This window comes from Kutzneria kofuensis, assembly GCF_014203355.1.
GTDB classification, from domain to species: Bacteria; Actinomycetota; Actinomycetes; order Mycobacteriales; family Pseudonocardiaceae; genus Kutzneria; species Kutzneria kofuensis.
Window position 1 is genome coordinate 6951057 of the sequence record NZ_JACHIR010000001.1, and the last position, 22127, is coordinate 6973183.

Genomic DNA, 22127 nt, shown 5'->3' on the forward strand with positions numbered 1-22127 from the left:
GATGGACACGGGCCGAGCGGGCGTCACCGGACCAGGATCGACGGCATGACAACGATCCAGGTTCCCGACACCGAGCTCGTCCGGGCGGCCACCGAGTTCGTCCGCGACCAGACCACCGACCTGGTGTACGACCACTCCCGCCGGGTCTACCACTGGGGCAGCCTGCAGGGCCGCAACCGCGGCCTGAGCTGGGACCCCGAGCTGCTGTACGTCGCGGCGATGTTCCACGACATCGGCCTCGGCGAGAAGCACCGGGGCAGCGGCCGCCGGTTCGAGGTGGACGGCGCCGAGGCGGCCCGTGGCTTCCTGCGCGACCGCGACGTCCCCGAGGACAGCGTCCGCCGCGTGTGGACGGCCATCGCGCTGCACACCACGCCCGGCATCCCGGAGTTCATGGAGCCGGAGGTCGCCCTGCTCACGGCCGGCGTCGAGTACGACGTGCTGGGCATCGGCTACCACCACATCAGCCCCGAGCAGCGGGCCGAGGTCGTCGCGCTGCACCCCCGCCCCGACTTCAAGCGCCGGATCCTGCAGGCCTTCACCGAGGGCATCGCGCCGAAGCCGGAGACCACCTTCGGCAACGTCAAGGCGGACGTGCTGGCGCACTACGTGCCCGACTTCAAGCGCGGCGACTTCGTCGAGACGATCCTGAACTCGGACTGGCCGGAGTGAGCCGCCACCTGGTGGTCGTGCTGGCCTTCGACGGCGTGCAGCTGCTCGACGTGGCCGGTCCCGTCGACGTGCTGACGAGCGCCAACGAGCAGGGCGCCGACTACCAGGTGCTGATCGCCTCCGCCGATGGGACGACCGTCACGACCTCCGCCGGCGTGCGGATCGCCGCCGACACCACGTTCGACGACGTGCCGAGGAAGATCGGCACGATCATCGTGCCGGGCCGGCCGGACTGGCAGCGGGCCGTCGCGGACCGGCCGCTGGTCGAGGCCGTCCGCGACCTGGCCAAGCGTTCGCAACGGGTGGCGAGCGTGTGCGCGGGCGCGTTTCCGCTGGCCGAGTCGGGGCTGCTGGACGGCCGCCGGGCCGCCACGCACTGGCAGCTCGCCGACGACCTGGCTCGGCGCTACCCGGGCGTCACCGTCGAGCCGGACCCGCTGTTCGTGCGCGACGGCAAGATCATCACCTCCGCCGGCGTCACCGCCGGCATCGACCTGACGGTGGCGCTGGTCGAGGACGATCACGGCGCCGACGTGGCCCGGGCCGTCGCGCGCCAACTGGTCGTGTTCATGGCCCGCCCCGGCGGCCAGTCCCAGTTCAGCGCCCGCCTCGGCCCGCGCAACCCGCGCAGCGGCGTCGTCCGGCAGGTGATGGACGCGATCGTCGCCGACCCCGCTGGCCCGCACCGGCTCCCCGAGTTGGCCGCCCGCGTCGGCATGAGCGGCCGGCACCTGGCCCGGCTGTTCAGCGCGGAGATCGGCCGCACCCCGGCCGAGTTCGTCGACACCGTCCGCGTGGAGGCCGCTCGGGCGCTGCTGGAGGGCGGCACCGACTCCGTGGACCTCATCGCGCGCCGGGTCGGCCTGGGCTCGGCGGAGACGCTGCGGCGGCTGTTCCTGCGCACGCTCTCGGTGACGCCGACCGCCTACCGGGCCCGTTTCCGCACGTCGCAGCGCTGACGGCGGCTGTCAGTCGTCGACGAACTCCAGGTGCCCGTAGGTGACCGTGGCCTTCGACCACGACGCGCCGAGCTCGCCGACGAACGTCTTGATCGCGTCCAGCTCCGAGGCGTCGGCGATCAGCGCCAGCCGGTTGCCGTCCGCCGTGACGGAGCCGCCGCCGAGCTCCTCGCGCAGCACCGGGTCCGCGGCCAGGCCGTCGAACAGCTGTCGCACGGTGACGCCCGGCACCTCGACCTCGATCGAGTCGGCGCCGGCCTGCGGCAGGTACTGGAACGTGAGCACCGATTCCTGGTCGTACTGCTTGCGGATCACCGACGCGATGTGGTGCAGGCCCTCGGCGCTGACGTGGTCCACATCGAACTCGCGGGACCGCTCGTAGGTGGCGGTCCGCATCTCGTCCGACCAGAACACGCCGTTGAGCAGCGTGCTGCGGCCGGGCCACGCCCCGTTGGCGGCGATGATGCCCGCCACCTGCGCGCCGAACGCGACCAGGCGGGTCCTCAGCCGAGGGTCGTTCGGGTCCGTGATGGTCGCGGTGTTGTTGGTCGCGAAGATCTCCGCCGCCGGCTGGTGGTGACCGGCAGCGGCGGCTTCCGGCGCGACGCCGACGGTCACGGCGATGATCGCCAGCGCGGCGATGACGGGCCGTCGAGACATGGTGCTTCCCTCCCCCTGTTGGTGACCGGAAACCGTATCGGTGGGCCGTCACGGAGACGTCACGGGATACTGCTGCCATGCGCAGCGCGGGAATCCTGGTGTTCCGAAAGGTCGACGGCCGGACGGAGGTGTTGATCGCGCACATGGGCGGGCCGTTCTGGGCCCGTAAGGACGAGGGCGCATGGTCCGTGCCGAAGGGTCTGATCGAGGACGGCGAAGAACCGGAGGCCGCCGCCCGCCGCGAGTTCCGGGAGGAGCTGGGGCTGCCGGCGCCGGCGGGCGAGCTGGTGCCGCTGGGCGAGGTCAAGCAGTCCGGCAAGACCGTGACCGTGTGGGCGATCGAAGGCGATCTTGACCCGGCCGATGTCGTGCCGGGGACGTTCGAGCTGGAGTGGCCGCCCAGGTCGGGCAGGACCAGGGAGTTTCCGGAAGTGGACCGCGTCGGGTGGTTCGCCGTGGACGACGCCCGCGTCAAGTTGGTCAAGGGACAGCGCGCGTTCCTGGACCGGCTGCCCGCCTGACACCCGTTGACGGCTCAGCTTTGAATGCCGTACAACGTTGTCCATCCGCCGCCGCAAAGTGGTCTAGAGCCATCTTGCGGAGGAAAACGCATGGCGAAGTTGAAGTACGCGTTGGCAACCCTGCTCACTGCCGCCGCGGTGCTCGTCCCTGCTCAGCTCACCGCGCAGGCCGCGCCCCAGGCGCCGGTCACCGCACAGGCGGCCGCTCCCCACGCCGACGGCGGCAGCCCCTCGGCTGCCGAACTGCTGGCGAAGACCGCGAAGTGCAACGTGGTCAGCAAGGGCACGTACACGAACACCCAGGCCAACAAGAAGGTCAACATCTGCGGCGCCACCGGCGCCTTCTTCTGGACGTCCGGTATGAACATCGACTGCGACGGCCAGCGCACCAGCCAGTGCAACGAGAACACGGACTGCTGCTACCAGGACGACACCTCGTTCCACCAGTCCGACGGCAAGCCGATGAACGCGGCGAAGACGCCGTACGTGGTGATCCCGCTGCCCAGCAGCCGGTGGAGCTACCAGTCCGCCGGCATCAAGGGCGGCGACATCCTGGCGGTGATCTACAAGGGACAGGTGGAGTACGCGGTCTTCGGCGACGAGGGCCCGAACAACATCATCGGTGAGGCGTCCTACGCGACGGCCAAGGCGCTGGGCATCAACCCCGACCCCAGCAACGGTGGCACCGCCGACCCGGTGACGTACATCGTGTTCAAGAACTCCAAGTCCGGCAAGATCGAGGACCACAACGCGACCGTGACGGCGGGCCGCAAGGCCGCGCAGTCGTTCGTCAACAACAACTGAGCACACCGGAGGCGGGGCCGCGGACGTCGGCCCCGCCTCTGCCCAGGTTCAGGGCCCCGCCGTTCAGTTCTGGGCAGCCTTGCGCGCCTTGGCGTACCGGCCGTTGGCCGGCAGCCACCACAGCACGACCGCGACCACCGTGCTGAGGATGACCAGCAGCCCGAACAGCTTCATCGAGCTGGTCGCGATGTCGGTGACCACCAGCAGCTGCAGGCTGATCGCGATCACGCCGAACACCGTGACCAGAATGCGGGCCCACAGCGCCGCGCCGCGCGCCAGCACCCCGAACACCAGCAGCAGCACGGCCAGCACGAGGGCGAACGCCGCCCGCGCCGACAGCGTGCCGTAGGCCTGGTCGAGCACCTGCTGGAACAGGTCCCCGCCGAGCTCCTTGGCCGCGTTCAGCAGGTCGTCGGACAGGCCCAGCCGGGCCTGCACGTCCGGGTCGGACAGCAGCGACTTCACCATGTCGGTGCCGCCGGCGTAGACGGTGATCGCGGCGGCGACGCCGGCCGCCACCGAGACGAGGGTGGCGATCAGCGCGGCCATGATCGTGCCGGGCTGCCGAACGGTCGGCAGCATGGCCTGGGATGTGGTCACGAGCCCATTTCTCCTTGATTGTCGGCTGATTCGAGACATTTCCGTGACGCGGCCGCCGGGCGTGCACCACCGCGACAGCGACACGACAACCCTGCCGAACCCCCGTTTCCGCTAACATCCGGCATTTCCCTACACGTATCGATGTGGGGGAGTGCGGCCCGGGCTCGGGCGGGAGGGATCGTCAGCGATGGGGTTCGGTGTGGTCGGGCGGGAGGCGCAGCTCGCGGAGCTGGCGCGCGCCCTGGACGCCGATACCTTCCATGTGGTGGAACTGCTGGGCGAGCCCGGCATGGGCAAGACCGCCCTGCTCACCGAGCTCCGCACGGCCGCTCTGGCCCGGCCGGCGAGGGTCGCCGCCGGCAAGGCGACCGAGTTCGAGCGGCTGCCGTTCGCGATGTTCTCCGACGCCTTCGGCGACGCCTGGACGGACCTGCTGACCAGCGTCGACACCCCCGACGGCCGGGCCGCGCTGTACCGGTCGGCGCGGTCGCTGCTGCCCGGCACGGTGCTGGTGCTCGACGACGTGCACTGGGCCGACGAGGCCAGTGTCGAGCTGATCGAGCACGTGCTGCGGCACCCACCGGAGGGGCCCGCGGTGCTGGCGATGGCGTATCGGCCGCGCCAGCTGCCGGATCGGCTGGCCACCGCCTTCTCCGCGCTGGCCCGGGAGCAGTGGTGGCGGCGCATCGAGGTCGGGCCGCTCACGCTGCCGGAAGCCGCCGCGATGTGCGGGGAATCCGTGCCGGAGGCACGCCGGGCCGAGCTGTTCCTGGCCAGCGGCGGCAACCCGTTCTACCTGGATGCCCTGCTGCGGCTGGATCCCGGTGACAGCGAGGAGTTGCCGGACACGGTCCGTGCCGTCCTCATCGGTGAACTCGCCTACCTCGCGCCGCCGGTGCGGCTGGTCGCGCAGGCGGCGGCGGTGCTGGGCGAGGAGTTCGAGGCCGGGCTGATCGGGGCCGTCGCCCAGACCGGCGAGATCGAGACCCTGGACGCGCTGGACGAGTTGATCGCCCGCGACCTGATCCGGCAGTCCGTTGCCGGGCAACGGTTCCGGTTCCGACACCCGCTGCTGCGCTCGGTCGTCTACGGCAGCGCCGGCGCCGGCTGGCGGATCGGCGCCCACGGCCGGGCCGCTCAGCTGCTCGCCGATCGCGGCGCTTCCCTTGCCGTGCAGGCCACTCACCTCGAACGGTCGGCGACGATCGGCGACGCGCGGGCGGTGGAGGTGCTGGTGAAGGCCGCCGACCAGGCGACTCCGCTGGCGCCCGCCCGTGCCGCGCACTGGCTGCGGGAAGCGTTGCGGCTGCTGGGAGATCGAGCCGTCGACCAGCCGGAGCTGTCCATGCGGCTGGCCCACACGCTCGCCGTGGCCGGCCAGCTCAACGAGAGCCGCGAGATCCTGCACGAGGTGCTGGGCCGGTTGCCGGCCGGCCCGGGCGAGCAGCGGCTGGAGGCCGTCACCACGCTGGCCATGGTGGAACGGCTGCTGGGCAGCCCGACCGGCGTGAAACGGTTGCTGCTCAGCGAACTCGGTACCGGCAAGGGCAAGGCCGCGCTGGAGCTGGAGGTCGCCGCGGGCGCGATGCGCGGCAGCCACTTCGCGACCGCCGTCAGCTGGGGCGAGCGCGCCCTGGAGTCGGCGACCGCGGAGAACGAGCACGAGCTGATCTCCACCATCACCGCGTTGCTGGCGCTGGCACACACCTTCTACGGCTCCACCGCCGAGGCGGCCGCGCACCTCGACGACGCCGTGCGCATGATCGACCGGGCCCAGGACAAGATGCTGACCGGCCAGCTGGAGTCGATTCTGCGCGCCGGCTGGACCGAGGTCTTCCTGGAACGGCACGACGACGCCGTGCGGCACCTGACCCGCGGCCTGGAACTGGCCCGCGCCAGCGGACGCAGCTACCTGCTGGCCGACATCCTCGTCGGGCTGGCGTACGCGTGCCTGTGGACGGGCCGGCTCGACGAGGCCACCCGGCACGCCGACGAGGCGTTCGAGGCGGCGGTGCTGGTCGGCAGCGACGAGCTGCGCACGATGGCCGCCGGCGTCGGCGTCGCCGTGCTGCTGTGGACGGGCGAGCCGGCGAATGCCTTGCGCGCGGCGGAGAAAGCCGTGTCCGAAATGGGCAGTGCCGCCGGCCGCGGTCCGACGATCGCCGCCGGCATGCTGGCGCAGGCGAAGCTGCTCACCGGTGACGCACCCGGCGCCCGTAGCACGCTGCTGGACGTGGGCGGTGGGGAAACGTTGCCACAGCTGGAGTTCCCGACTCGCGCCGCCTGGCTGCGCACGCTCACCCACGCGGAGCTGGCGCTCGGTGACCTCGCATCGGCGGAACTTTCCGTGCAGCGGGCCGAGATGACTGCCTCGGTCAGCGGACTGAACGGCCATCGCGGCCACGCTTCGTTGGCACGGGCCGCGATCCTGCTCGCCAACGGCGACCCCGCCGGCGCGGCCGAAGCCGCCGCGGCCTCCGCGAGCGCGTTCGAGGCCGCCGGCATGCGGCTCTACCAGGCGCAGGCGCACATGTTCGCCGGCTCCGTGCTGGCGGACCGCACGGCGGCGATGGCGGAATTCGGCCGGGCCAAGGCATTGTTCGGCGCCTGCGGGGCGGAACCGCTGTTCCGGCAGGCCGAGGTCCACCAGCGCCGGGTCGGCGGCCGCACCCGCAAGGCCGCCCAGGACGGTTCGGTGCAGCTGAGCGACCGGGAGCGACAGATCGCCGAGCTGGTCGCCGCCGGCCACACCAACCGGCAGATCGCCGAGCAGCTGTTCATGAGCCCCAAGACCGTCGAGGCGCACCTGTCCCGGATCTTCACGAAGCTCGGCGTGAAGGCACGGTCCGCGGTCGCCGCCGCCTGGAGCCAGGGGTTCTGAGGCACCCCTGAATTCTGAGAACGCTGTCAGGGCGGCGGGGGCACCCTACTGGCGTGATTGAAGTCAACGGTGTGACCAAACGCTACGGGGAACGGGTCGCGGTGGACGACCTGTCGTTCACCGTCCGGCCGGGCGCGGTGACCGGCTTCCTCGGCCCGAACGGGGCCGGCAAGTCGACCACCATGCGTATGATCCTCGGCCTCGACCGGCCGACCTCGGGGGACGTGCTGGTGAACGGCAAGCACTACGCCGAGCACGCCGCGCCGCTGCGGGAGGTCGGCGCGCTGCTGGAGGCCAAGGCCGTCCACACCGGACGGTCCGCGTACCACCATCTGCTGGCGATGGCGCTCACGCACGGCATTCCGCGCCGGCGGGTCGAGGAGGTGATCGACCTGGTCGGGCTGCGGGAGGTGGCCCGCAAGCGGGTCGGCGGCTTCTCGCTGGGCATGGGGCAGCGGCTGGGGGTGGCCGCCGCGCTGCTCGGCGACCCGGCCACGCTGATCCTGGACGAGCCGGTCAACGGCCTCGACCCGGAGGGTGTGCGCTGGATCCGGAACCTGCTGCGGTCGCTGGCCGCCGAGGGGCGGACGGTGTTCGTCTCCTCGCACCTGATGAGCGAGATGGCGCTGACCGCCGACCACCTGATCGTCATCGGCCGGGGCAAGCTGATCGCCAGCGCGTCGATGAGCGAGTTCACCGCCATGGGCAAGAGCGTGCGGGTCCGTGCCAGGGGGGCGGGCCGGCTGCGCGAGCTGCTCGTCGGGCCCGGGGTGACCGTCGATGCGGTGGAGCCGGACGTGTTGCAGGTGCACGGCTTGGAGAGCTCGGAGATCGGGCAGGTCGCCTGCCGGCACTCCATCGCGTTGGACGAGCTCACGCCCGTGACGGCATCGCTCGAGGACGCGTTCATGGACATGACCAGGGACGCGGTCGAATACCGGGAGGCGTCATGACCGCCGTGGCCGAGAAGCCCGCCGTCACGCGGGCCACGCTGCCCGACTCCGTGCGCGTCACCCTGCCGCGGGTGCTGCGTGCGGAATGGTCCAAGTTCTGGTCGCTGCGCTCGTCGTACTACGCGCTCGGCGGCATGGTGCTGGCGATGGTCGGCCTCGGCGGGCTGTTCTCCTTCGTAACCGCCAGCCAGTACCCGAAGATGTCGCACGCCCAGCAGCTGATGCTGGATCCGGCGCAGGTCAGCCTGCGTGGCTACGCCATCGCCCAGCTGGTCATCGGCGTGCTCGGGGTGCTGGTGGTCACCGGCGAGTACGGCACCGGCATGATCCGCTCCAGCATCGCCGCCGCGCCCCGGCGCTGGCCGGTGCTGGTCGGCAAGGCCGTGGTGTTCGCCGTCATCACGCTGGTCGTGACCGAGATCGCCGCCTTCGGCGCGTTTTTCGTCGGGCAGGCGTTCCTGGACGGCCAGCACATCGGCACCACCATCGGCGCGGACGGCGTGCTGCGCGCGGTCGTCGGCACCGGGCTCTACCTGACGGTGGTCGGCCTGGTCGGCACCGGCATCGGCTTTGTCATCCGCAGCACCGCCGGCTCGGTCGCGACCGTGTTCGGGCTGTTGCTGGTGCTGCCGGTGCTGGGTGAGGCGCTGCCGTCGGACTGGGGCGACAAGATCAACCCGTACCTGCCGAGCAACGCCGGCCAGCAGGTGCTCGTCGTGCACCCCGACGCGGGCGCCACGCTCGGCCCATGGGCGGGCTTCGCGGTGTTCTGCGGCTATGCGCTGGCAGCCCTGCTCATCGGCGGCTACCTGCTGAAACGTCGCGACGCGTGATCAACAGCTTCCCGGGCCCGCCGGCGGGCTAGGACGGCCGCCGGTTGGCCCAGGAGTCGCCCAGCATGATCAGCCCGGCCAGCAGGATCGGCACGATGGAGAAGACCGCGAGGTCGCTGATGACGAGCACGACCGCCACGATCACCAGCGGGACGACCGCCAGGAAGCAGAACGGGTCCAGCGGCCCGAACTTACCGTTACCGGCCATGGACCGCTCCGGCGGCGTTGAGAGTGACGATCACACCGTGAGAGTAGTGATGCCTTCCTGAGGGCGCGCAGCCGCACCGGATTCCCACGCTCGGCGCAGGTCCGGGCACGGACCGTGCACCGCCAGCGGCCATTGGGGTAACGCTGTTCACTACCGGGTTTGACCAGCCACGATCGCCGGGTACGCGAAAACATCCCCAGGTCGGGGGCGACAACCTCGGAAACGGAGCAGCATCATGACCACCCTGCATCAGCGTGTGCGGCGGCCGACCTACCGGACCCGTCCCGTGGAAGACGGCCTCGACATCGGCGCCTGCCGCTGCGAGCGGGTCACCGACAGCCTCGGTCGGCGGATCCTGCACCGCAGGTACACGTGCACGGGCCGCGACGCGCGGGCGTGACGGCCACCCGTCTCGACCGTCACCGCAGGTGCATCCGCGCAGACGCACGGGTCTCTGTCCGTGCTGCGTCGCGGGTGCACCCGCGCCGAGCGGTCCACCGCCGAAACCTTCCCGGCCCGTGGGCCGACCGGGCCGTTCACGGCCCCGGCCGGCAGCCGACCGGCCCTCGCTGTTGCTGCGCCGGTCGCACCGACGACCGGGCCCGCCGCCGGAGCTTCGCCCGCCCTACCGGCCGGGCTCCGCTGCTACTGCCGGTAGTTCTCCACCTCGCGGACCGGCCGCGCCGATGCCTCGTCCGGGTTCTGCCCGAACTCCTCCTTGGCCCGCCGCTGCCGCAGCAGGTCCCAGCACTGGTCCAGCTCCGCCTCCACCTGCGCCAATCGCGCCGCATCCGGTTCGTGGTGCGCCCGGAGCTTGTGCTCCTCGTCGACCAGCGCCTTGACCCGTCCCAGCACATCGCCGTCGTCCATGACCACATTCTTACCCGTCCCTTGACAGCCTGCACTCAGGCTCTCCTCAGGAACCCGAGGTGTAGTGGACAGCAGCACGAGTCGTGACACGGCGTCGAGGAGAGGGCGATGACCCAGCCGTACGGCTACCCACAGATGCCGGACCAGGGCGGTTACTTCGGCTACCCGCCGCCGCCTCCACCCCCGCCGCCCCCGCGACGGACGGGGCGCACCGTGCTGACCGTGGCCCTCGCCGTCGCCGCCGGGGTGGCGCTCGGCGCCGCCGCCGGCGACTACATCCCGACTTTGTTGCACGGACGGTCAACAAGTGCGCCTTCGGAGACGTACAACCTGCCCGGGCCGCCCGGCCGGACCGCGCCGCAGACGCCCGCCGACAGCGAGGGCATCGCCGCCAAGATCGACCCGACGCTGGTGGACATCAACACCACGCTGGGCTTCCAGCAGGCGCAGGCCGCCGGCACCGGCATCGTGCTGACCTCGAACGGGCTCGTGCTGACCAACAACCACGTCATCAACGGCGCGACCAGCATCAGCGCCGTCGACATCGGCAACGGCAAGACGTACCAGGCCAGCGTCGTCGGCTACGACCGGTCCCACGACATCGCCGTCATCCAGCTGCAGAACGCCTCCGACCTGACCACGGCGCCCATCGGCAGCTCGGCGAACGTGGCCCAGGGCGACCAGATCCTGGCCATCGGCAACGCCGGCGGCGTCGGCGGCGCCCCGAGCGTGTCGGCCGGCACCGTGACCGGGCTGAACCAGTCGATCACCGCCTCCAGCGAGGACGGCACGTCCGAGCAGCTCACCGGCCTGATCCAGGTCGCCGCCGACGTGCAGCCCGGCGACTCCGGCGGGCCGCTGGTGAACGCCGACGGGCAGGTCATCGGCGTGGACACCGCCGCGTCGCAGGGCTTCCAGATGGACCGTGACGGGCAGCCCACCGGTGGCGGGCAGGGCTTCGCCATCCCCATCGACCAGGCCATGGCCATCGAGAAGCAGATCGCCGGGCACCAGGCCAGCGCCACCGTGCACATCGGCGACTCCGCGCTGCTCGGCGTGACGGTCCAGCCCGCTGTCGCCGGCCGTGGCCGCCGGGCCCAGTCCGTCAACGGCGCCGTCGTCGCCGGCGTGCTTCCCGGCTCCCCGGCCCAGGCCGCCGGCATCGGCCAGGGCGATGTCGTCACGTCCGTCAACGGGCAGGCCGTCGATTCCCCGAACACGTTGACCACCCTGCTCACCCAGTTCCACCCCGGCGATCGCGTGTCGGTCGGTGTGCTGTCCGCCGAGGGCCAGCAGACTGTCACCGTGGAACTCGCGAAGGGCCCGGCGCAGTAGTGATGGACGTGCCGCGGGTGTTGGACGGTGGCCTGTCCAACCAGCTGGCCGCCGCCGGCCACGACCTGTCCGACCGGTTGTGGTCGGCCCGACTGCTTCGTGACGATCCCTCGGCGATCGTCGCCGCTCACCGGGCCTATTACGAAGCCGGCGCCGACATCGCCACCACCGCCAGCTACCAGGCATCCTTCCTCGGTTTCGGCGATGACACCCCTGCTCTTCTGCAGCTCAGCGTCCGTCTCGCCCGGCAGGCTTCCTACCAGGCCGACGTCGACCGCCGGCTGTTCGTCGCCGCCTCCGTCGGTCCTTACGGCGCCGTGCTGGCCGACGGTTCCGAGTACCGTGGCCGCTACGGCCTGACCGTTCGCGAGTTGGTCGACTTCCACCGTCCCCGCATCGAAATCCTCGCCGCCGCTTCCCCCGATTTCCTTGCCCTGGAGACCATTCCCGACATCGACGAGGCCGAGGCCCTGCTCGCCGTCATCGCCGGCAGCGGCATCCCCGCTTGGCTTTCCTTCAGCATCTCGGGGTCTTCCACCCGCGCCGGCCAACCGCTGGCCTCGGCTTTCGAGCTGGTTCGCGACGTGCCCGAAATCCTGGCTGTGGGCATCAACTGCTGCGATCCTCTCGACGCCACCGCCGCCGTTCCCCTCGCTGCCGCCGCCAGCGGCAAACCCGTGGTCGTCTACCCCAACAGCGGCGAGGGCTGGGATGCCGTCGCCCGATCCTGGGACGGCCGCCGCACCTTCGACCCGTCGGTTGTCCGCACCTGGCTCCGTGACGGCGCAACCCTGGTAGGCGGCTGCTGCCAGCTCGGCCCGGAGGACATCGCCGCCATAGCCCGTGAGGCAAGGCCCACCTGACCCCTCCGCGAGGAAGTTGCCGCATACCTGCGCCGATCCGGTGACTTGCCGCCGATTTCCCGTATCCCGGCCGGATTCTCGCCATGCTGCTGGCTGTGTCCCACGCATTCGGAGCGGTGGCCGAGGCGTATCACCGGTGGCGGACGGCGATCCCGTACGCGGCGTTCGACTGGATGGTGCCGCAGCCGTGCCGCCGGGCGGTGGAACTCGGGGCGGGAACGGGCATTCAGACGCGCCGGCTCAAGGCGTTCGCCGACGAGACCCTGGCGGTCGAGCCCGACGCGAACATGAGGGCGGCCTTCACGGTTGACGGAGCGAAGCTGCTGGTGGGGACGGCCGAGGAAATCCCGGTGGCGGACGGCGGCGCGGACCTGGTGGTGGCCTGCGAGTCATGGCACTGGTTCGCCCAACCGCAAGCGACCCACGAGGCGGCGAGGGTGCTGCGACAAGGCGGAACCCTTGCGGTGGCGTGGAACCTGCCGGAGACAACCGACGACTGGACGAAGAAGTTCTGGTGGCCGGTGGCCTCGGCACACGACGAGAGCCGCCGCCCGGGCCGGCTGATCCTGGCGGCGGACGCGCCGTTTCACACACCCCAGTACCGGGTGCTGCGCTGGACCTTGCGCCGCCACATCGACGACCTCGTCGCGCTGCTCGGCACGTACAGCCGAGTCCTTGCACTTGAACCGTTGGAACGCAAGGAATTCCTTGACCACCAGCGATCACTCGTACCCGTGCGAGAGGACGGCATCGTCGACGTGCGGTTCACCACAATCTGCTGGCGCACAGTCCACAAAGGAGCGTGAACCATGCGGCGCATCGCGTTGCTGGCGGCAGTGCTCGTCGCCCTCACCGGCTGTAGCGCGCTCAACGGTGCGGAGGAGCCGCCGCAGGGCAATGGGGAGACGGTGGTGCGCGTCGGCGTCATGCAGGTGATCGACACCGCCCCGTTCTACCTGGCCTTGAGCAAGGGTTACTTCCGCGACGAGGGCCTGACGGTCAAGATCACGCCGACCAAGAGCGGCACCGACAGCCTGCCGCTGCTCGCCGGCAACCACATCGACATCGGCTTCGGCAACTGGGCCACCCTGTTCCAGGCGCAGGCCAACGGCACCGGCGACTACCGCGTCCTGGCCGATGGATCGCAGGGCGCGCCGCACGTGCAGATCGTCGCCACCCGCCCCGATTCCGGCATCCGCACCCCGCAAGATCTCGCCGGACGCACGGTCAGCAGCAACGCCCCCAACGACATCCCGCTGCTCGCGCTCAAGGCCATCCTCCAGGCCGACGGTGTCGATCCGAGCACCGTCAAGACGCCCATCGTGCACCATGCCGACACCCCTGCCGCCTTGGCCGGCAAGGAAGTCGACGCCGCGTTGCAGCTGGAGCCGTTCATCACCATCGCCCGCCGGCAGACCGGCGCCGTCCCCGTCGTCGACCTCTACGGCCCCGGCCCCGCGCATGATCTCCCCATCGCCGGCTACTTCGCCCTGTCCAGGTTCACCCAACAGAACCCGCGCGCCGCCACCTCTTTCCGTCACGCCATCGAACGCGGCGCCGCCGACGCACACGATGTCGCTGCCGTGCAACAAATCCTGCCGACCTTCGTCGGCGGCGTGACTCCCGACATCGCCAAGGAGGTGGCCATCCCGGTGTTCCCGACCTCCGTGTCGCGGGATCGGCTGCAACGGGTCGCCGACCTGATGCTGACCTACGGCCAGCTCAAAGCGAAGCTGGACGTGGGGCAACTCGTCCAGTGACGGGCTCACCGCCTAGGGTGCCGGTTGTGGACGAGTTCGTGATCGGTCCGGAATCCGACGTGCCGCTGGAGGACCTGCTCGACCTCTACGGAGCGGTGGGCTGGACGGCGTACACGGACAAGCCGGAGCTGCTGCGGAGAGGGGTGGCGGGGTCGTCCTACGTGGTCACGGCGAGGCTGGGCGGAAGGCTCCTGGGCCTGGCCAGGGCGATCTCGGATGATGCGACCATCTGTTATCTGCAGGACGTGCTGGTGCACCCGGAAGCACAGCGCCGGGGCATCGGCCGGCAGCTGCTGACGGCGGTGCTCGACCGGTACCGCGAAACGAGGCAGAAGGTGTTGCTGACCGACGACGAACCGGCGCAGCGGGCCTTCTACGAAAGCCTCGGATACGGGGAGATCCGCGACTTCGGGCCGGGCACGCTGCGCGCCTTCGTCCGCTTCGGCTAGATGGTCGCCCCGCGGCGGATGACGTAGGTGTAGCTCTCCCACTCGGAGCCGGCCATGTCGTCGGGGACGGCGGCGACGACGTCGGAACCGCAGTGCGCGAACAGCAGCCGCACCAGGTTCTGGTCCATACCGAACATCTCCATGCCGCCGTCGTCACGCCCCTGAGCGGGCGGCTCGGCCGGGCTCTCCTCGGTGGGGGCGACAACCACCGGCGCCGCAACGGGAGCGGCCACGACCTCGACCGGCACCCGGACCGACGTCCCGCCGGCCTCGGCGAACCAGGAGACGGCCTCCTGCACGAGATCCAGTTCCAGCACGTACGAACCGGGCTCGTCGGGGGCGGCGACCGGCACCTGCATCTCCACGGACGCACCGGGCGCGATGTCGTGCGGGATGTCGGTGCGGCCGTCGTTCCAGCGCACGGGCTCCTCGCCGGCGCGCCAGTGGTTGCCCAGCCGGATCAGCTGCCCGGCCGGCCAGACGGCCGAGCTCAGGTTGGTGATCTTGGCGCGCACCATGACGGTCTGCCCGGCGCCGACGGTCCCGGGCGCGTCGAGCGGCTCGATGCCGGCACGCATGGCCTCGGCGGCGAGCGAGGTGGGCTTGTTGGGGCGGGCCGGGATCTGCAGCACCAGCACGCCGCCGGGCCTGGTGACCCGGTGCATCTCGACCAGGCACGCCAGCTGCACGGCCGGCGGCGAGTGCTGGATCGAGATCAGGCTGACCACCGAGTCGAACGACTCGTCGTCGAACGGCAGCCGGTGCCCGTCGTACGAGGTGAACGACACCCGGTCCGGGAACCGGTTGATCTTCACGGCCTCGTCGACCATCGACTGCGCGATGTCCACGCCGACGACGGTGTCGACGTGGGCGGCGAGCCCGTTGCTCAGCCGCCCCGCGCCGCAGCCGAAGTCGAGCGCGCGGTCGCCGAGCGAGAGCCCGGCGGCCTCGGTCAGCTCGCGGACGCGCTGGATCGGCGCGGCCGCGGTGGCCAGGAACTCGTCGGTGTCCCAGCCGCCGTGCCGGCGGTCGGGGTCGGTGAGCACGGCCCACCGCGGGTCCACCCGGCCGAGCTTCTCCCACGTCGACTTCAGCCTGTCCAATGCCATGCCGCAGATGGTATTTCCCCTCGTCCGCGGCATGGCGGGCGGGCTCAGCCGGCGATGCAGTCGTGCGGGTCGACGGACTGCACGCTCATGCCGACGACGTGCCCGTCCCTGACGCCGAACACGTACTGGTTGGCCGGGTTGGACGTCGGCACGGTGTAGGTGTCGACGGTGTTGTGGTGGCCGGGGACCGCGTCCGGGTAGGCCGCGAGCACCTCGTCCGGCGTGGAGCCGATCTTGATGCCCTCCGGGGTGTGCGCGCCCGGGGCGGTGCCCGGCACCGCGTACACGCCGTACTTGGTGGACATGATCAGGACCGGACCGGGCGAGTACGCCCAGTTGTAGCCGCGGCACAGGTCGTTGCCGCCGACCGGGGCGCCGACCTTGCCGGTGGCCTTGGCCTGGGCGACGCTCATGCCGACCTTGATCGCGCCGAACCCGTTCGGCCCCAGGACCGAGTCGTCCGACGCCGAGGCCGTTCCGGCGGTCACGAGCCCGAAGGTCGCGACGCCGAGCAGGGCGGTGGCGCCGACCGCCAGGGCGGCCCGAGCCGGAGTGATGCGCATGTCGGTGTCCTTTCCGAACTGATCATCTGCTTGCCCCGACTCGACGCCGCCAGGGCGGCCCTGGTTGCACCTGGCGCCACAGAAGTCACGCCCGCGGCGCGGATCGGGTTGGTCGGGGACGTCCACGTGGGGGTGGGCGGCCGTGACGTGCCGCTGGGCCCGCGCCGGCGCGGCTGGTGTACCGTCCCGGTACGCGGGGGAGCGAAGTGCCGCCGAGGAGAGCGTCGACGAACGAGCGGCGGCCGTGGATCGACTCACCCGGCACCATCTTCTGGCCGTGGGCGACGGCATTGGTGTGGCTCAACGGCGAACGGGCCAACCTGGTCGCCGCCGCAGTGCACGGACCACGGCCGACATCGTTGCTTGGCCTGCGCAAAGTTGCCGCGGACCTCGTCGATCAGCCCGAGGTTGATGAACGCCGACGCCTCGGTCTCCGTCCTCAGTGGACGCTTTCAACCCGGCCCTGGCCACGGCGAACCAGTCCGTGAACTCTCGATGTTGGTAGAAGTATCCGCGCAGCGCGTCCGCCAGCAACGGCGAGGCCGAGACCCTCGCCCTGCGCGCCCGCATCCTCTGCGGCGCCGGCCGCTACCCCGAGGCCGTCGCGGACGCCCGCCTCGCCCTGGCCGCCGCGACCCACGACCGGGGCCTGGCCGCCGAGGCGGCTGTCGTCTTCGAGGAGACTGGCTACCAACGAGGCTGATCCAGCCGGAGCGGGCGGCGACCAACGGCCGCCGCCGTCGGCTCGGTGAGCGGTGCCTACAAGGGGTTCCAGCCGTCGGTGCCGGCGAGGTACTTCTGGGGCGTGTAGTCGGCGGCCTGCGAGTCGGCCAACTGCGGGCGGTTGGAGTTCTTGCCCGCACCCGGGCCGGTGTTGCGGTATTCCAGGAACCGGGCTTTCTTCCACGAGTTCTCGTGCATGTCGATCCAGGGCTGGGAGGTCTTGACCGTGGCGTTGAGGGTGGACTCGCGGTAGAGGACCTGGGCGTCGGCCCGCCACGGCCGGCCCAGCTGGGTGGTGTTGTCGGTCTTGCCGGTGACTGTGCAGCGGTAGAACAGCAGGCCGTACTTCTTGGTGGCCGGGGTGCTGGCGGCGGTGACCGGGCCGCCGGTGGTGCGCTTCTCGTACACGGTGGTGCGGTCGAAGACCATGGTGCCGCCGCCGAAGATGAAGTCGACGGTGCCCTCGACGTAGGAGTCGGCCATGTAGGCGCGGGCCTTGTCGTTGACCAGGAACGTGTCCTGGTCGCCGAGCAGGCGGACGTCGCGGAACACCGCGCGGTCGGCGTTGAGCGCCAGCGCCAGCGCCTGCTGCCCGTCGGTGGAGGGCTTCTCGACGTAGTCGTTGGCGATGGTGAGGTTCGTGGCGGCGAAGTCGCGGCCCTCGACGAACACGCTGGCACTGCCGAACGTGCCGGAGGTGCCGGCGGAGTTGTTGTAGACGATCACCACGTTCGAGGGTGACGTGCCCAGTCCCTGCAGCGTGATGGCGGTCTTGTTCGACGGCACATGCACGATCTCGCGGTAGGTGCCCGGCTTGATGGTGATCACCGTGCGCGCGGAGCTGTTGGCCGGCGCCGCGTCGACCGCGGCTTGGACGGTGCGGTACAGGCCGGTGCCGTCGGCCGCCACCGTGGGCTTGGCCGCCGAGACGGCGGCCGCCGGTGCTGCCGACGCCACGACGGAGCCCACCACTGCGGCGACGGCCATGACGGCGGTCGTGCCCGCCATTCTCTTGTTTGCCATCGGACCTCTCCTCGAACGACTGTGACATCGGACGGCCACCCCGTGTGGACGTCCACAGACACAGACCGGCTGTCGCGCCGCGCGATAACAGGAATTGGCCGTCGAATTAATTTCGACGGGCCGTGTCGAAATTGGTTCGACTGGCCGTGTCGAACGAATTCGAGGCGCTTTGCGCTGCGGTACGGGCTGTGTAAGCCTCAGAGGGGCGATCGAGCGGGCGCGGGAAGATGGGGGACCGCAACGTGAGGACGACGGCTGACGTCGCGTTGATCCAGGCCGCTGCGTCCGGTGACCCGCGGGCCCGAGAAGAATTGGTCGCCCTGTGTCTCCCACTGGTCCACAACCTCGTCCGAAGGGCCCTGTCGGACGATCCCGAAGCGGATGACGTGGTGCAGGAGACGATGCTTCGGGCCATTCGCGGTCTGTCGGGATTGAAGAATCCCGAACGATTCCGTGCCTGGCTGGTCACCACCGCGATTCGCCAGGTACGCGACCGCGCGCGGGAACGGCGGGCGCGGTCGCTACGCCTGCTGCCGCTGGAGGTGCTCGACGAGACGGCCGACCCGGCGCTGTCGGTGGCCGAGGACGCGGTCGACCGGGTCGAGCGCGAGCAGGAACGCCGCGACATGCTCGCCGCCACGCGGTGGCTCACCCCCGACCAGCAGCAGGTGTTGGCCCTGTGGTGGCAGGAGGTCAACGGAGAACTCACCCGAGCCGAAGTGGCGCAGGCACTGTCCTTGAGCCCGCAGCACACCGCCGTACGGGTGCAACGGATGCGGGAACGGCTGCTGCTGGCCCGCATGGTGCTGCACGCGTGGCGCGCCGTCCCCCGCTGCCCCGACCTGGCGGAGACGGGGCGGGGTTGGGCGGGCACGGCGGAGAGCAAGTGGTTCAAGCGGCTGGCACGGCACGTGCATGGCTGCCCGGTGTGCGGCGCTGTCGGCGCACCGCGAGTCCCCTCCGACCATCTGGTCGTGACGATCGGCGTGCTCGCCGCGACCCCGTGCGTCACCCAGGCCTCTCCGGAGGCGAGTTCTCGGGCCGGCCCACCTCGTCGGTCGGCTCTGATCGTTCGGGGAAACCCGCGTGAACGTGTCGCCGCGCACGTTCACCTGGCGCCCGCGCCCGGCTAACATTGGTCTGAACCATTGAATCGAGGCGTCGGGGGCCCAGATGGAGATCGTGATCGTGCCGGACGCGACGGCGCAGGGTGAGCTGGCCGCCGGCGCCATCGCCGACCTGGTCGGACGCAAGCCCGACGCGCTGATCGGCGTCGCGACCGGCTCCACCCCGCTCCCCGTCTACCAGGCGCTGCAGCGCCGCAAGGCCGAGGGCCTGGACCTCGACCGGGCGCGGATCTGCCAGCTCGACGAGTACGTGGGCCTGCCCGCCGGCCACCCCGAGTCCTACCGGGAGGTCGTCCGCCGCGAGGTCCTGGACCGGCTCGGCATCTCCGACGACCGGTTCATGGGACCGGACGGCTCCGCCGAGGACGTCGTGCGGGCCTGCGCCGACTACGAGCGGACCCTGGCCGAGGCCGGCGGCGTCGACCTGCAGCTGCTCGGCATCGGCACCGACGGCCACATCGGCTTCAACGAGCCGATCTCGTCGTTCGGCTCGCGGACCCGGGTCAAGACGCTGACCCGGCAGACCCGCGTCGACAACGCCCGCTTCTTCGACAGCCTCGACGACGTGCCGCAGCACGTGCTGACCCAGGGCATCGGCACGATCATGGAAGCTCGGCACCTCATCCTGTTGGCCACTGGCGAGTCCAAGGCCGAGGCCGTCGCCCTCGCCGTCGAGGGGCCGCTGGCCGCGATCGTGCCGGCCTCCGTGCTGCAGCTGCACCCGCACGCCACCGTCATCCTCGACGAGGCCGCCGCCGGCCAGCTCAAGCTCGCCGACTACTACCGCTCCACCTACGCCACCAAGCCCGCCTGGCAGGGCATCTGAAACGCGGCGGCGAAGACACGGCTAGACGATCGGCGTCGCCGTGCCGCTGACCGTGACCCGCGGGTCCGCCGGGTTGAGGTCGACGGTGAGCAGGCTGGGCCGGCCCATGTCCTCGCCCTGGCGGATGGTCAGCCGCACCGGCTCGGTCACCCGGCCGGTGGCGAGCAGGTAGCCGCCGAAGGCCGCGGCCGCCGCGCCGGTGGCGGGGTCCTCGACGACGCCGCCGACGGGGAACGGGTTGCGGGAGTGCCAGACGGTGTCGCTCTCCGGCCAGACCAGCTGCACGGTGGTCCAGCCGAACCGGGTCATGAGCGTGGCGAGCCGGTCGAAGTCGTAGTTGAGCGACGCGAGGCGCTCCCGCGAGGACAGCACGAGAACGAGGTGGTGGTTGCCGGCGAAGGCGACATGGGGCACGTGCTGGCTGTCGAGGTCCGCTGTGGACCAGCCGAGCGCGACCAGGGTGTCGGCGATCTCCTCGGGGGTGGCCTCCCGGGACGAGGTGGGCACGCTGGTCAGGCTGGCGCGGGTGAGGCCGTCGTCACCGCGCGTCGTGGTGACGGGGATCTCACCGGCCGGCGTGTGGAACAGCAACTCCCCGTGACCGTCCCGTTGCGCCAGCGCGACCGCGGTGGCGATGGTGGCGTGGCCGCAGAACGCGACCTCGGCCAGCGGGCTGAAGTAGCGCACCCGGTACCCGTCGTCGGCCCGCGTGACGAACGCCGTTTCCGAGTAGCCCACCTCGGCGGCGATCTTCTGCTGGTCGGCGTCGTCCAGGCCGGTGGCGTCCAGCACGACGCCGGCGGGGTTGCCGCCGTCGGGCGTGGTGGTGAACGCCGCGTAGCGCAGCACGTCAGTGGTCATGCCGTCCATTGTCCCTTATCTAGACCAATCGGGGCCGTTAATGCCCCGTCACCCTGCGCCAACCAGGTGAGGAGGACCACACCCAGGGGCAGACATGTGGGGCCTGCTCAGCGATTCGGGTAGCGCTGGACGACCGCACGATCGATAGTCGACATGCGGATGAGCTGGGAAGGGGTGACCGCCGATGGCCGGTGTGATCACCCGGGCCGCGGCGGTGCCGCGCGCGCCCGTCCGGCTGTGGCGCTTCGTCCGCAAGTTCGGCCAATCCACGCCTGGGCGGCTCGTCGGCATCGCCGCCGGCCTGGTGGTGCTGGCGGTGGTGGTGGGCGTCGTGACCTTCACCGGCGTGCAGGCCAAGGGCGACGACGTGCGGGACCTGGCCACGAGCGCGGAGCCGCTGAGCGTGGCGGCGCAGGACATCTACCGCGCGCTGCAGGACGCGGACGCGACGGCGTCGAGCGCCTTCCTCGCGGGCGGCATCGAGCCGGCGGCGACCCGGCAGCAGTACCTGGCCGACATCGCGCAGGCCACCTCGGCGCTGACGCTGGAGGCCGGCACGCAGGTGGCCGGCAACGCGCTGGAGACGCTGTCCAGCCAGCTGCCGATCTACACGGGACTGGTCGAGACGGCACGGGCCAACAACCGCCAGGGTTTCCCGGTCGGCGCGGCGTACCTGCGCGAGGCCTCCGGCCTGATGCGCTCGAAGCTGCTGCCGGCGGCCGAGCAGCTGTACAAGGCGGAGAACGCCCTGCTCACCCGGGAGCAGGACGCGGCGACGGCGTTCCCGATCGGCCAGGTGGTGCTGCTGCTGATCACGGTCGGCCTGCTGTTCGCCGCCCAGTGGTACCTGCTCGGCACCACCAACCGTCTGATCAACACCGGCCTGGTGGTGGCGACCGCGGCGGCGGTGGTCGGGCTGTTGTGGACGTCGGCGGCGATGACCGCCGTGACGTTGCATCTGGACAGTGCCCGAAAGGACGGATCGGACCAGGTCGCCGTGCTGGTGCAGGCCCGGTTCGCGGCCGTGCAGGCGCGGGCCGACGAGACGCTGACGCTGGTGGTGCGCGGCAACGGCCAGAGCTACCAGACGGACTATCTGACGGCCGCGAACCGGCTCGGCGGCCGCGACGGCTCGGAGGGCCTGCTCGGCCGGGCCCGGGCGATGGCCACCGACCCGTCCGTCCGGTCCGCACTGGACAACGCGATCCGCGCGCAGCAGGCGTGGATGTCGGCGCACCGCCGGATCCGCGAGGCCGACGACGCCGGCCAGTACAGCCAGGCCGTGCAGTCCAGCATCGGCACGAGCGCCAGCAGCAGCGGTACCCTGTTCGCCGACCTCGACAAGAACCTCGTGTCCGCATTGGACACCGCGCGCACGGCCTTCAACCACCGGGCGTCGGCGGCCGACGCGGCGCTGACCCTGCTGGCCCCCGGACTGATCGTCATGGCGGTCGTGATCGGCGTAGCCTCGGGGTGGGGTATCTGGCAGCGGTTCAGGGAGTACTGGTGAGGGCGGCGGTTGTGGTG

Annotated in this window: 24 protein-coding genes; 16 read left to right on the forward strand and 8 right to left on the reverse strand. The window is 71.0% G+C overall.

All coding sequences use genetic code 11. From position 1 onward, the window contains the following. Window positions 1–45 precede the first annotated feature (45 nt). Together BJ998_RS31955 and BJ998_RS31960 are read left to right on the forward strand one after the other, a co-directional pair. The gene (locus tag BJ998_RS31955) at window positions 46–672 is read left to right on the forward strand and encodes an HD domain-containing protein (protein ID WP_184867041.1); all 627 of its coding nucleotides are present in this window, start codon (window positions 46–48) and stop codon (window positions 670–672) included. Then, window positions 669–1631: a GlxA family transcriptional regulator gene (locus tag BJ998_RS31960; RefSeq protein WP_312890424.1), complete on the forward strand. Its 963-nt coding sequence runs from the start codon at window positions 669–671 to the stop codon at window positions 1629–1631. Before BJ998_RS31955 ends, BJ998_RS31960 begins: the two co-directional genes overlap by 4 nt. 9 nt (window positions 1632–1640) lie before the next feature. Here BJ998_RS31960 and BJ998_RS31965 read toward each other — a convergent pair whose 3' ends face one another. Beyond that, the gene (locus BJ998_RS31965; RefSeq protein WP_246488696.1) at window positions 1641–2291 is read right to left on the reverse strand and encodes a hypothetical protein; all 651 of its coding nucleotides are present in this window, start codon (window positions 2289–2291) and stop codon (window positions 1641–1643) included. A 77-nt stretch (window positions 2292–2368) separates the two neighbouring features. Between BJ998_RS31965 and BJ998_RS31970 the strand changes: the two genes are divergently transcribed. After that, on the forward strand, window positions 2369–2812 hold the full coding sequence (locus BJ998_RS31970; RefSeq protein WP_184867042.1) for an NUDIX hydrolase: 444 nt from the start codon (window positions 2369–2371) through the stop codon (window positions 2810–2812). Window positions 2813–2902: 90 nt separating this feature from the next. Next, window positions 2903–3616 (forward strand): glycoside hydrolase family 75 protein, encoded by a 714-nt coding sequence (locus BJ998_RS31975; RefSeq protein ID WP_184867043.1) that lies wholly within the window; start codon window positions 2903–2905, stop codon window positions 3614–3616. 63 nt (window positions 3617–3679) lie between these two features. On the opposite strand, the gene BJ998_RS31980 is transcribed toward BJ998_RS31975, so the two are convergent. After that, window positions 3680–4216 (reverse strand): hypothetical protein, encoded by a 537-nt coding sequence (locus tag BJ998_RS31980; RefSeq protein WP_184867044.1) that lies wholly within the window; start codon window positions 4214–4216, stop codon window positions 3680–3682. A 187-nt stretch (window positions 4217–4403) separates the two neighbouring features. Between BJ998_RS31980 and BJ998_RS31985 the strand changes: the two genes are divergently transcribed. The 3 genes from BJ998_RS31985 to BJ998_RS31995 are packed head-to-tail and all read left to right on the forward strand — an operon-like array spanning window position 4404 to window position 8883. Further along, entirely contained in the window at window positions 4404–7097 is a 2694-nt protein-coding gene (locus tag BJ998_RS31985) for an AAA family ATPase (RefSeq protein WP_184867045.1), read from the forward strand. 53 nt (window positions 7098–7150) lie between these two features. Then, window positions 7151–8050: an ABC transporter ATP-binding protein gene (locus tag BJ998_RS31990; RefSeq protein WP_184867046.1), complete on the forward strand. Its 900-nt coding sequence runs from the start codon at window positions 7151–7153 to the stop codon at window positions 8048–8050. Next, window positions 8047–8883, forward strand: coding sequence for an ABC transporter permease subunit (locus BJ998_RS31995; RefSeq protein WP_184867047.1), 837 nt, complete (start codon window positions 8047–8049; stop codon window positions 8881–8883). The genes BJ998_RS31990 and BJ998_RS31995 overlap by 4 nt, the downstream gene beginning before the upstream one ends. Before the next feature lie 28 nt (window positions 8884–8911). On the opposite strand, the gene BJ998_RS32000 is transcribed toward BJ998_RS31995, so the two are convergent. After that, window positions 8912–9091 (reverse strand): hypothetical protein, encoded by a 180-nt coding sequence (locus BJ998_RS32000; RefSeq protein WP_184867048.1) that lies wholly within the window; start codon window positions 9089–9091, stop codon window positions 8912–8914. A 235-nt stretch (window positions 9092–9326) separates the two neighbouring features. On the opposite strand from BJ998_RS32000, the gene BJ998_RS32005 reads away from it, so the two are divergent. Then, window positions 9327–9491, forward strand: coding sequence for a hypothetical protein (locus BJ998_RS32005; RefSeq protein WP_184867049.1), 165 nt, complete (start codon window positions 9327–9329; stop codon window positions 9489–9491). 245 nt (window positions 9492–9736) lie between these two features. On the opposite strand, the gene BJ998_RS32010 is transcribed toward BJ998_RS32005, so the two are convergent. Further along, window positions 9737–9961 (reverse strand): DUF2630 family protein, encoded by a 225-nt coding sequence (locus BJ998_RS32010; RefSeq protein WP_184867050.1) that lies wholly within the window; start codon window positions 9959–9961, stop codon window positions 9737–9739. 108 nt (window positions 9962–10069) lie between these two features. Between BJ998_RS32010 and BJ998_RS32015 the strand changes: the two genes are divergently transcribed. From BJ998_RS32015 to BJ998_RS32035, 5 genes are all read left to right on the forward strand, one after another. Then, the gene (locus BJ998_RS32015; RefSeq protein ID WP_184867051.1) at window positions 10070–11296 is read left to right on the forward strand and encodes a S1C family serine protease; all 1227 of its coding nucleotides are present in this window, start codon (window positions 10070–10072) and stop codon (window positions 11294–11296) included. A 2-nt stretch (window positions 11297–11298) separates the two neighbouring features. Continuing rightward, the gene (gene mmuM / locus BJ998_RS32020) at window positions 11299–12159 is read left to right on the forward strand and encodes a homocysteine S-methyltransferase (RefSeq protein ID WP_184867052.1); all 861 of its coding nucleotides are present in this window, start codon (window positions 11299–11301) and stop codon (window positions 12157–12159) included. Window positions 12160–12254: 95 nt separating this feature from the next. After that, entirely contained in the window at window positions 12255–12965 is a 711-nt protein-coding gene (locus BJ998_RS32025; RefSeq protein WP_184867053.1) for a class I SAM-dependent methyltransferase, read from the forward strand. 3 nt (window positions 12966–12968) lie between these two features. Continuing rightward, window positions 12969–13919 carry an ABC transporter substrate-binding protein gene (locus tag BJ998_RS32030; RefSeq protein ID WP_184867054.1) on the forward strand — a complete coding sequence of 317 codons (951 nt, stop codon included), beginning with the start codon at window positions 12969–12971 and terminating at the stop codon, window positions 13917–13919. Window positions 13920–13945: 26 nt separating this feature from the next. Then, window positions 13946–14368: a GNAT family N-acetyltransferase gene (locus BJ998_RS32035; protein WP_312890425.1), complete on the forward strand. Its 423-nt coding sequence runs from the start codon at window positions 13946–13948 to the stop codon at window positions 14366–14368. Here the strand turns inward: BJ998_RS32035 and BJ998_RS32040 are convergent. The 3 genes from BJ998_RS32040 to BJ998_RS32050 form a co-directional block, all read right to left on the reverse strand. After that, window positions 14365–15477: a methyltransferase domain-containing protein gene (locus BJ998_RS32040; protein WP_184867055.1), complete on the reverse strand. Its 1113-nt coding sequence runs from the start codon at window positions 15475–15477 to the stop codon at window positions 14365–14367. The genes BJ998_RS32035 and BJ998_RS32040 overlap by 4 nt on opposite strands. A 44-nt stretch (window positions 15478–15521) precedes the next feature. Beyond that, a complete protein-coding gene (locus BJ998_RS32045) occupies window positions 15522–16040 on the reverse strand; it encodes a hypothetical protein (RefSeq protein ID WP_184867056.1) in 519 nt (172 codons plus the stop codon). A gap of 759 nt (window positions 16041–16799) precedes the next feature. Beyond that, window positions 16800–17786, reverse strand: coding sequence for a pectinesterase family protein (locus tag BJ998_RS32050; protein ID WP_221338194.1), 987 nt, complete (start codon window positions 17784–17786; stop codon window positions 16800–16802). Between the two features lie 242 nt (window positions 17787–18028). Here BJ998_RS32050 and BJ998_RS32055 point away from each other — a divergent pair, with 242 nt between their 5' ends. Together BJ998_RS32055 and nagB are read left to right on the forward strand one after the other, a co-directional pair. Further along, complete coding sequence (locus BJ998_RS32055; protein WP_184867057.1) at window positions 18029–18919, forward strand: RNA polymerase sigma factor; 891 nt, start codon at window positions 18029–18031, stop codon at window positions 18917–18919. A 40-nt stretch (window positions 18920–18959) separates the two neighbouring features. After that, window positions 18960–19739: a glucosamine-6-phosphate deaminase gene (gene nagB, locus BJ998_RS32060; RefSeq protein ID WP_184867058.1), complete on the forward strand. Its 780-nt coding sequence runs from the start codon at window positions 18960–18962 to the stop codon at window positions 19737–19739. 21 nt (window positions 19740–19760) lie between these two features. Here the strand turns inward: nagB and BJ998_RS32065 are convergent, their stop codons facing one another. Continuing rightward, window positions 19761–20600 carry a PhzF family protein gene (locus tag BJ998_RS32065; protein WP_221338195.1) on the reverse strand — a complete coding sequence of 280 codons (840 nt, stop codon included), beginning with the start codon at window positions 20598–20600 and terminating at the stop codon, window positions 19761–19763. Between the two features lie 184 nt (window positions 20601–20784). Here BJ998_RS32065 and BJ998_RS32070 point away from each other — a divergent pair, with 184 nt between their 5' ends. Beyond that, window positions 20785–22110 (forward strand): GlnX family signal transduction membrane protein, encoded by a 1326-nt coding sequence (locus tag BJ998_RS32070; protein WP_184867060.1) that lies wholly within the window; start codon window positions 20785–20787, stop codon window positions 22108–22110. Window positions 22111–22127 lie beyond the last annotated feature (17 nt).

Coding starts and splice junctions, on each gene's coding strand:
- BJ998_RS31955 (WP_184867041.1), top strand. CDS start 46: ATGACAACGATCCAGGTTCCCGACACCGAGCTCGTCCGGGCGGCCACC.
- BJ998_RS31965 (WP_246488696.1), bottom strand. CDS start 2,291: ATGTCTCGACGGCCCGTCATCGCCGCGCTGGCGATCATCGCCGTGACC.
- BJ998_RS31970 (WP_184867042.1), top strand. CDS start 2,369: ATGCGCAGCGCGGGAATCCTGGTGTTCCGAAAGGTCGACGGCCGGACG.
- BJ998_RS31975 (WP_184867043.1), top strand. CDS start 2,903: ATGGCGAAGTTGAAGTACGCGTTGGCAACCCTGCTCACTGCCGCCGCG.
- BJ998_RS31985 (WP_184867045.1), top strand. CDS start 4,404: ATGGGGTTCGGTGTGGTCGGGCGGGAGGCGCAGCTCGCGGAGCTGGCG.
- BJ998_RS31995 (WP_184867047.1), top strand. CDS start 8,047: ATGACCGCCGTGGCCGAGAAGCCCGCCGTCACGCGGGCCACGCTGCCC.
- BJ998_RS32000 (WP_184867048.1), bottom strand. CDS start 9,091: ATGGCCGGTAACGGTAAGTTCGGGCCGCTGGACCCGTTCTGCTTCCTG.
- BJ998_RS32005 (WP_184867049.1), top strand. CDS start 9,327: ATGACCACCCTGCATCAGCGTGTGCGGCGGCCGACCTACCGGACCCGT.
- BJ998_RS32010 (WP_184867050.1), bottom strand. CDS start 9,961: ATGGACGACGGCGATGTGCTGGGACGGGTCAAGGCGCTGGTCGACGAG.
- BJ998_RS32015 (WP_184867051.1), top strand. CDS start 10,070: ATGACCCAGCCGTACGGCTACCCACAGATGCCGGACCAGGGCGGTTAC.
- mmuM (WP_184867052.1), top strand. CDS start 11,299: ATGGACGTGCCGCGGGTGTTGGACGGTGGCCTGTCCAACCAGCTGGCC.
- BJ998_RS32030 (WP_184867054.1), top strand. CDS start 12,969: ATGCGGCGCATCGCGTTGCTGGCGGCAGTGCTCGTCGCCCTCACCGGC.
- BJ998_RS32040 (WP_184867055.1), bottom strand. CDS start 15,477: ATGGCATTGGACAGGCTGAAGTCGACGTGGGAGAAGCTCGGCCGGGTG.
- BJ998_RS32045 (WP_184867056.1), bottom strand. CDS start 16,040: ATGCGCATCACTCCGGCTCGGGCCGCCCTGGCGGTCGGCGCCACCGCC.
- BJ998_RS32050 (WP_221338194.1), bottom strand. CDS start 17,786: ATGGCAAACAAGAGAATGGCGGGCACGACCGCCGTCATGGCCGTCGCC.
- nagB (WP_184867058.1), top strand. CDS start 18,960: ATGGAGATCGTGATCGTGCCGGACGCGACGGCGCAGGGTGAGCTGGCC.
- BJ998_RS32065 (WP_221338195.1), bottom strand. CDS start 20,600: ATGACCACTGACGTGCTGCGCTACGCGGCGTTCACCACCACGCCCGAC.
- BJ998_RS32070 (WP_184867060.1), top strand. CDS start 20,785: ATGGCCGGTGTGATCACCCGGGCCGCGGCGGTGCCGCGCGCGCCCGTC.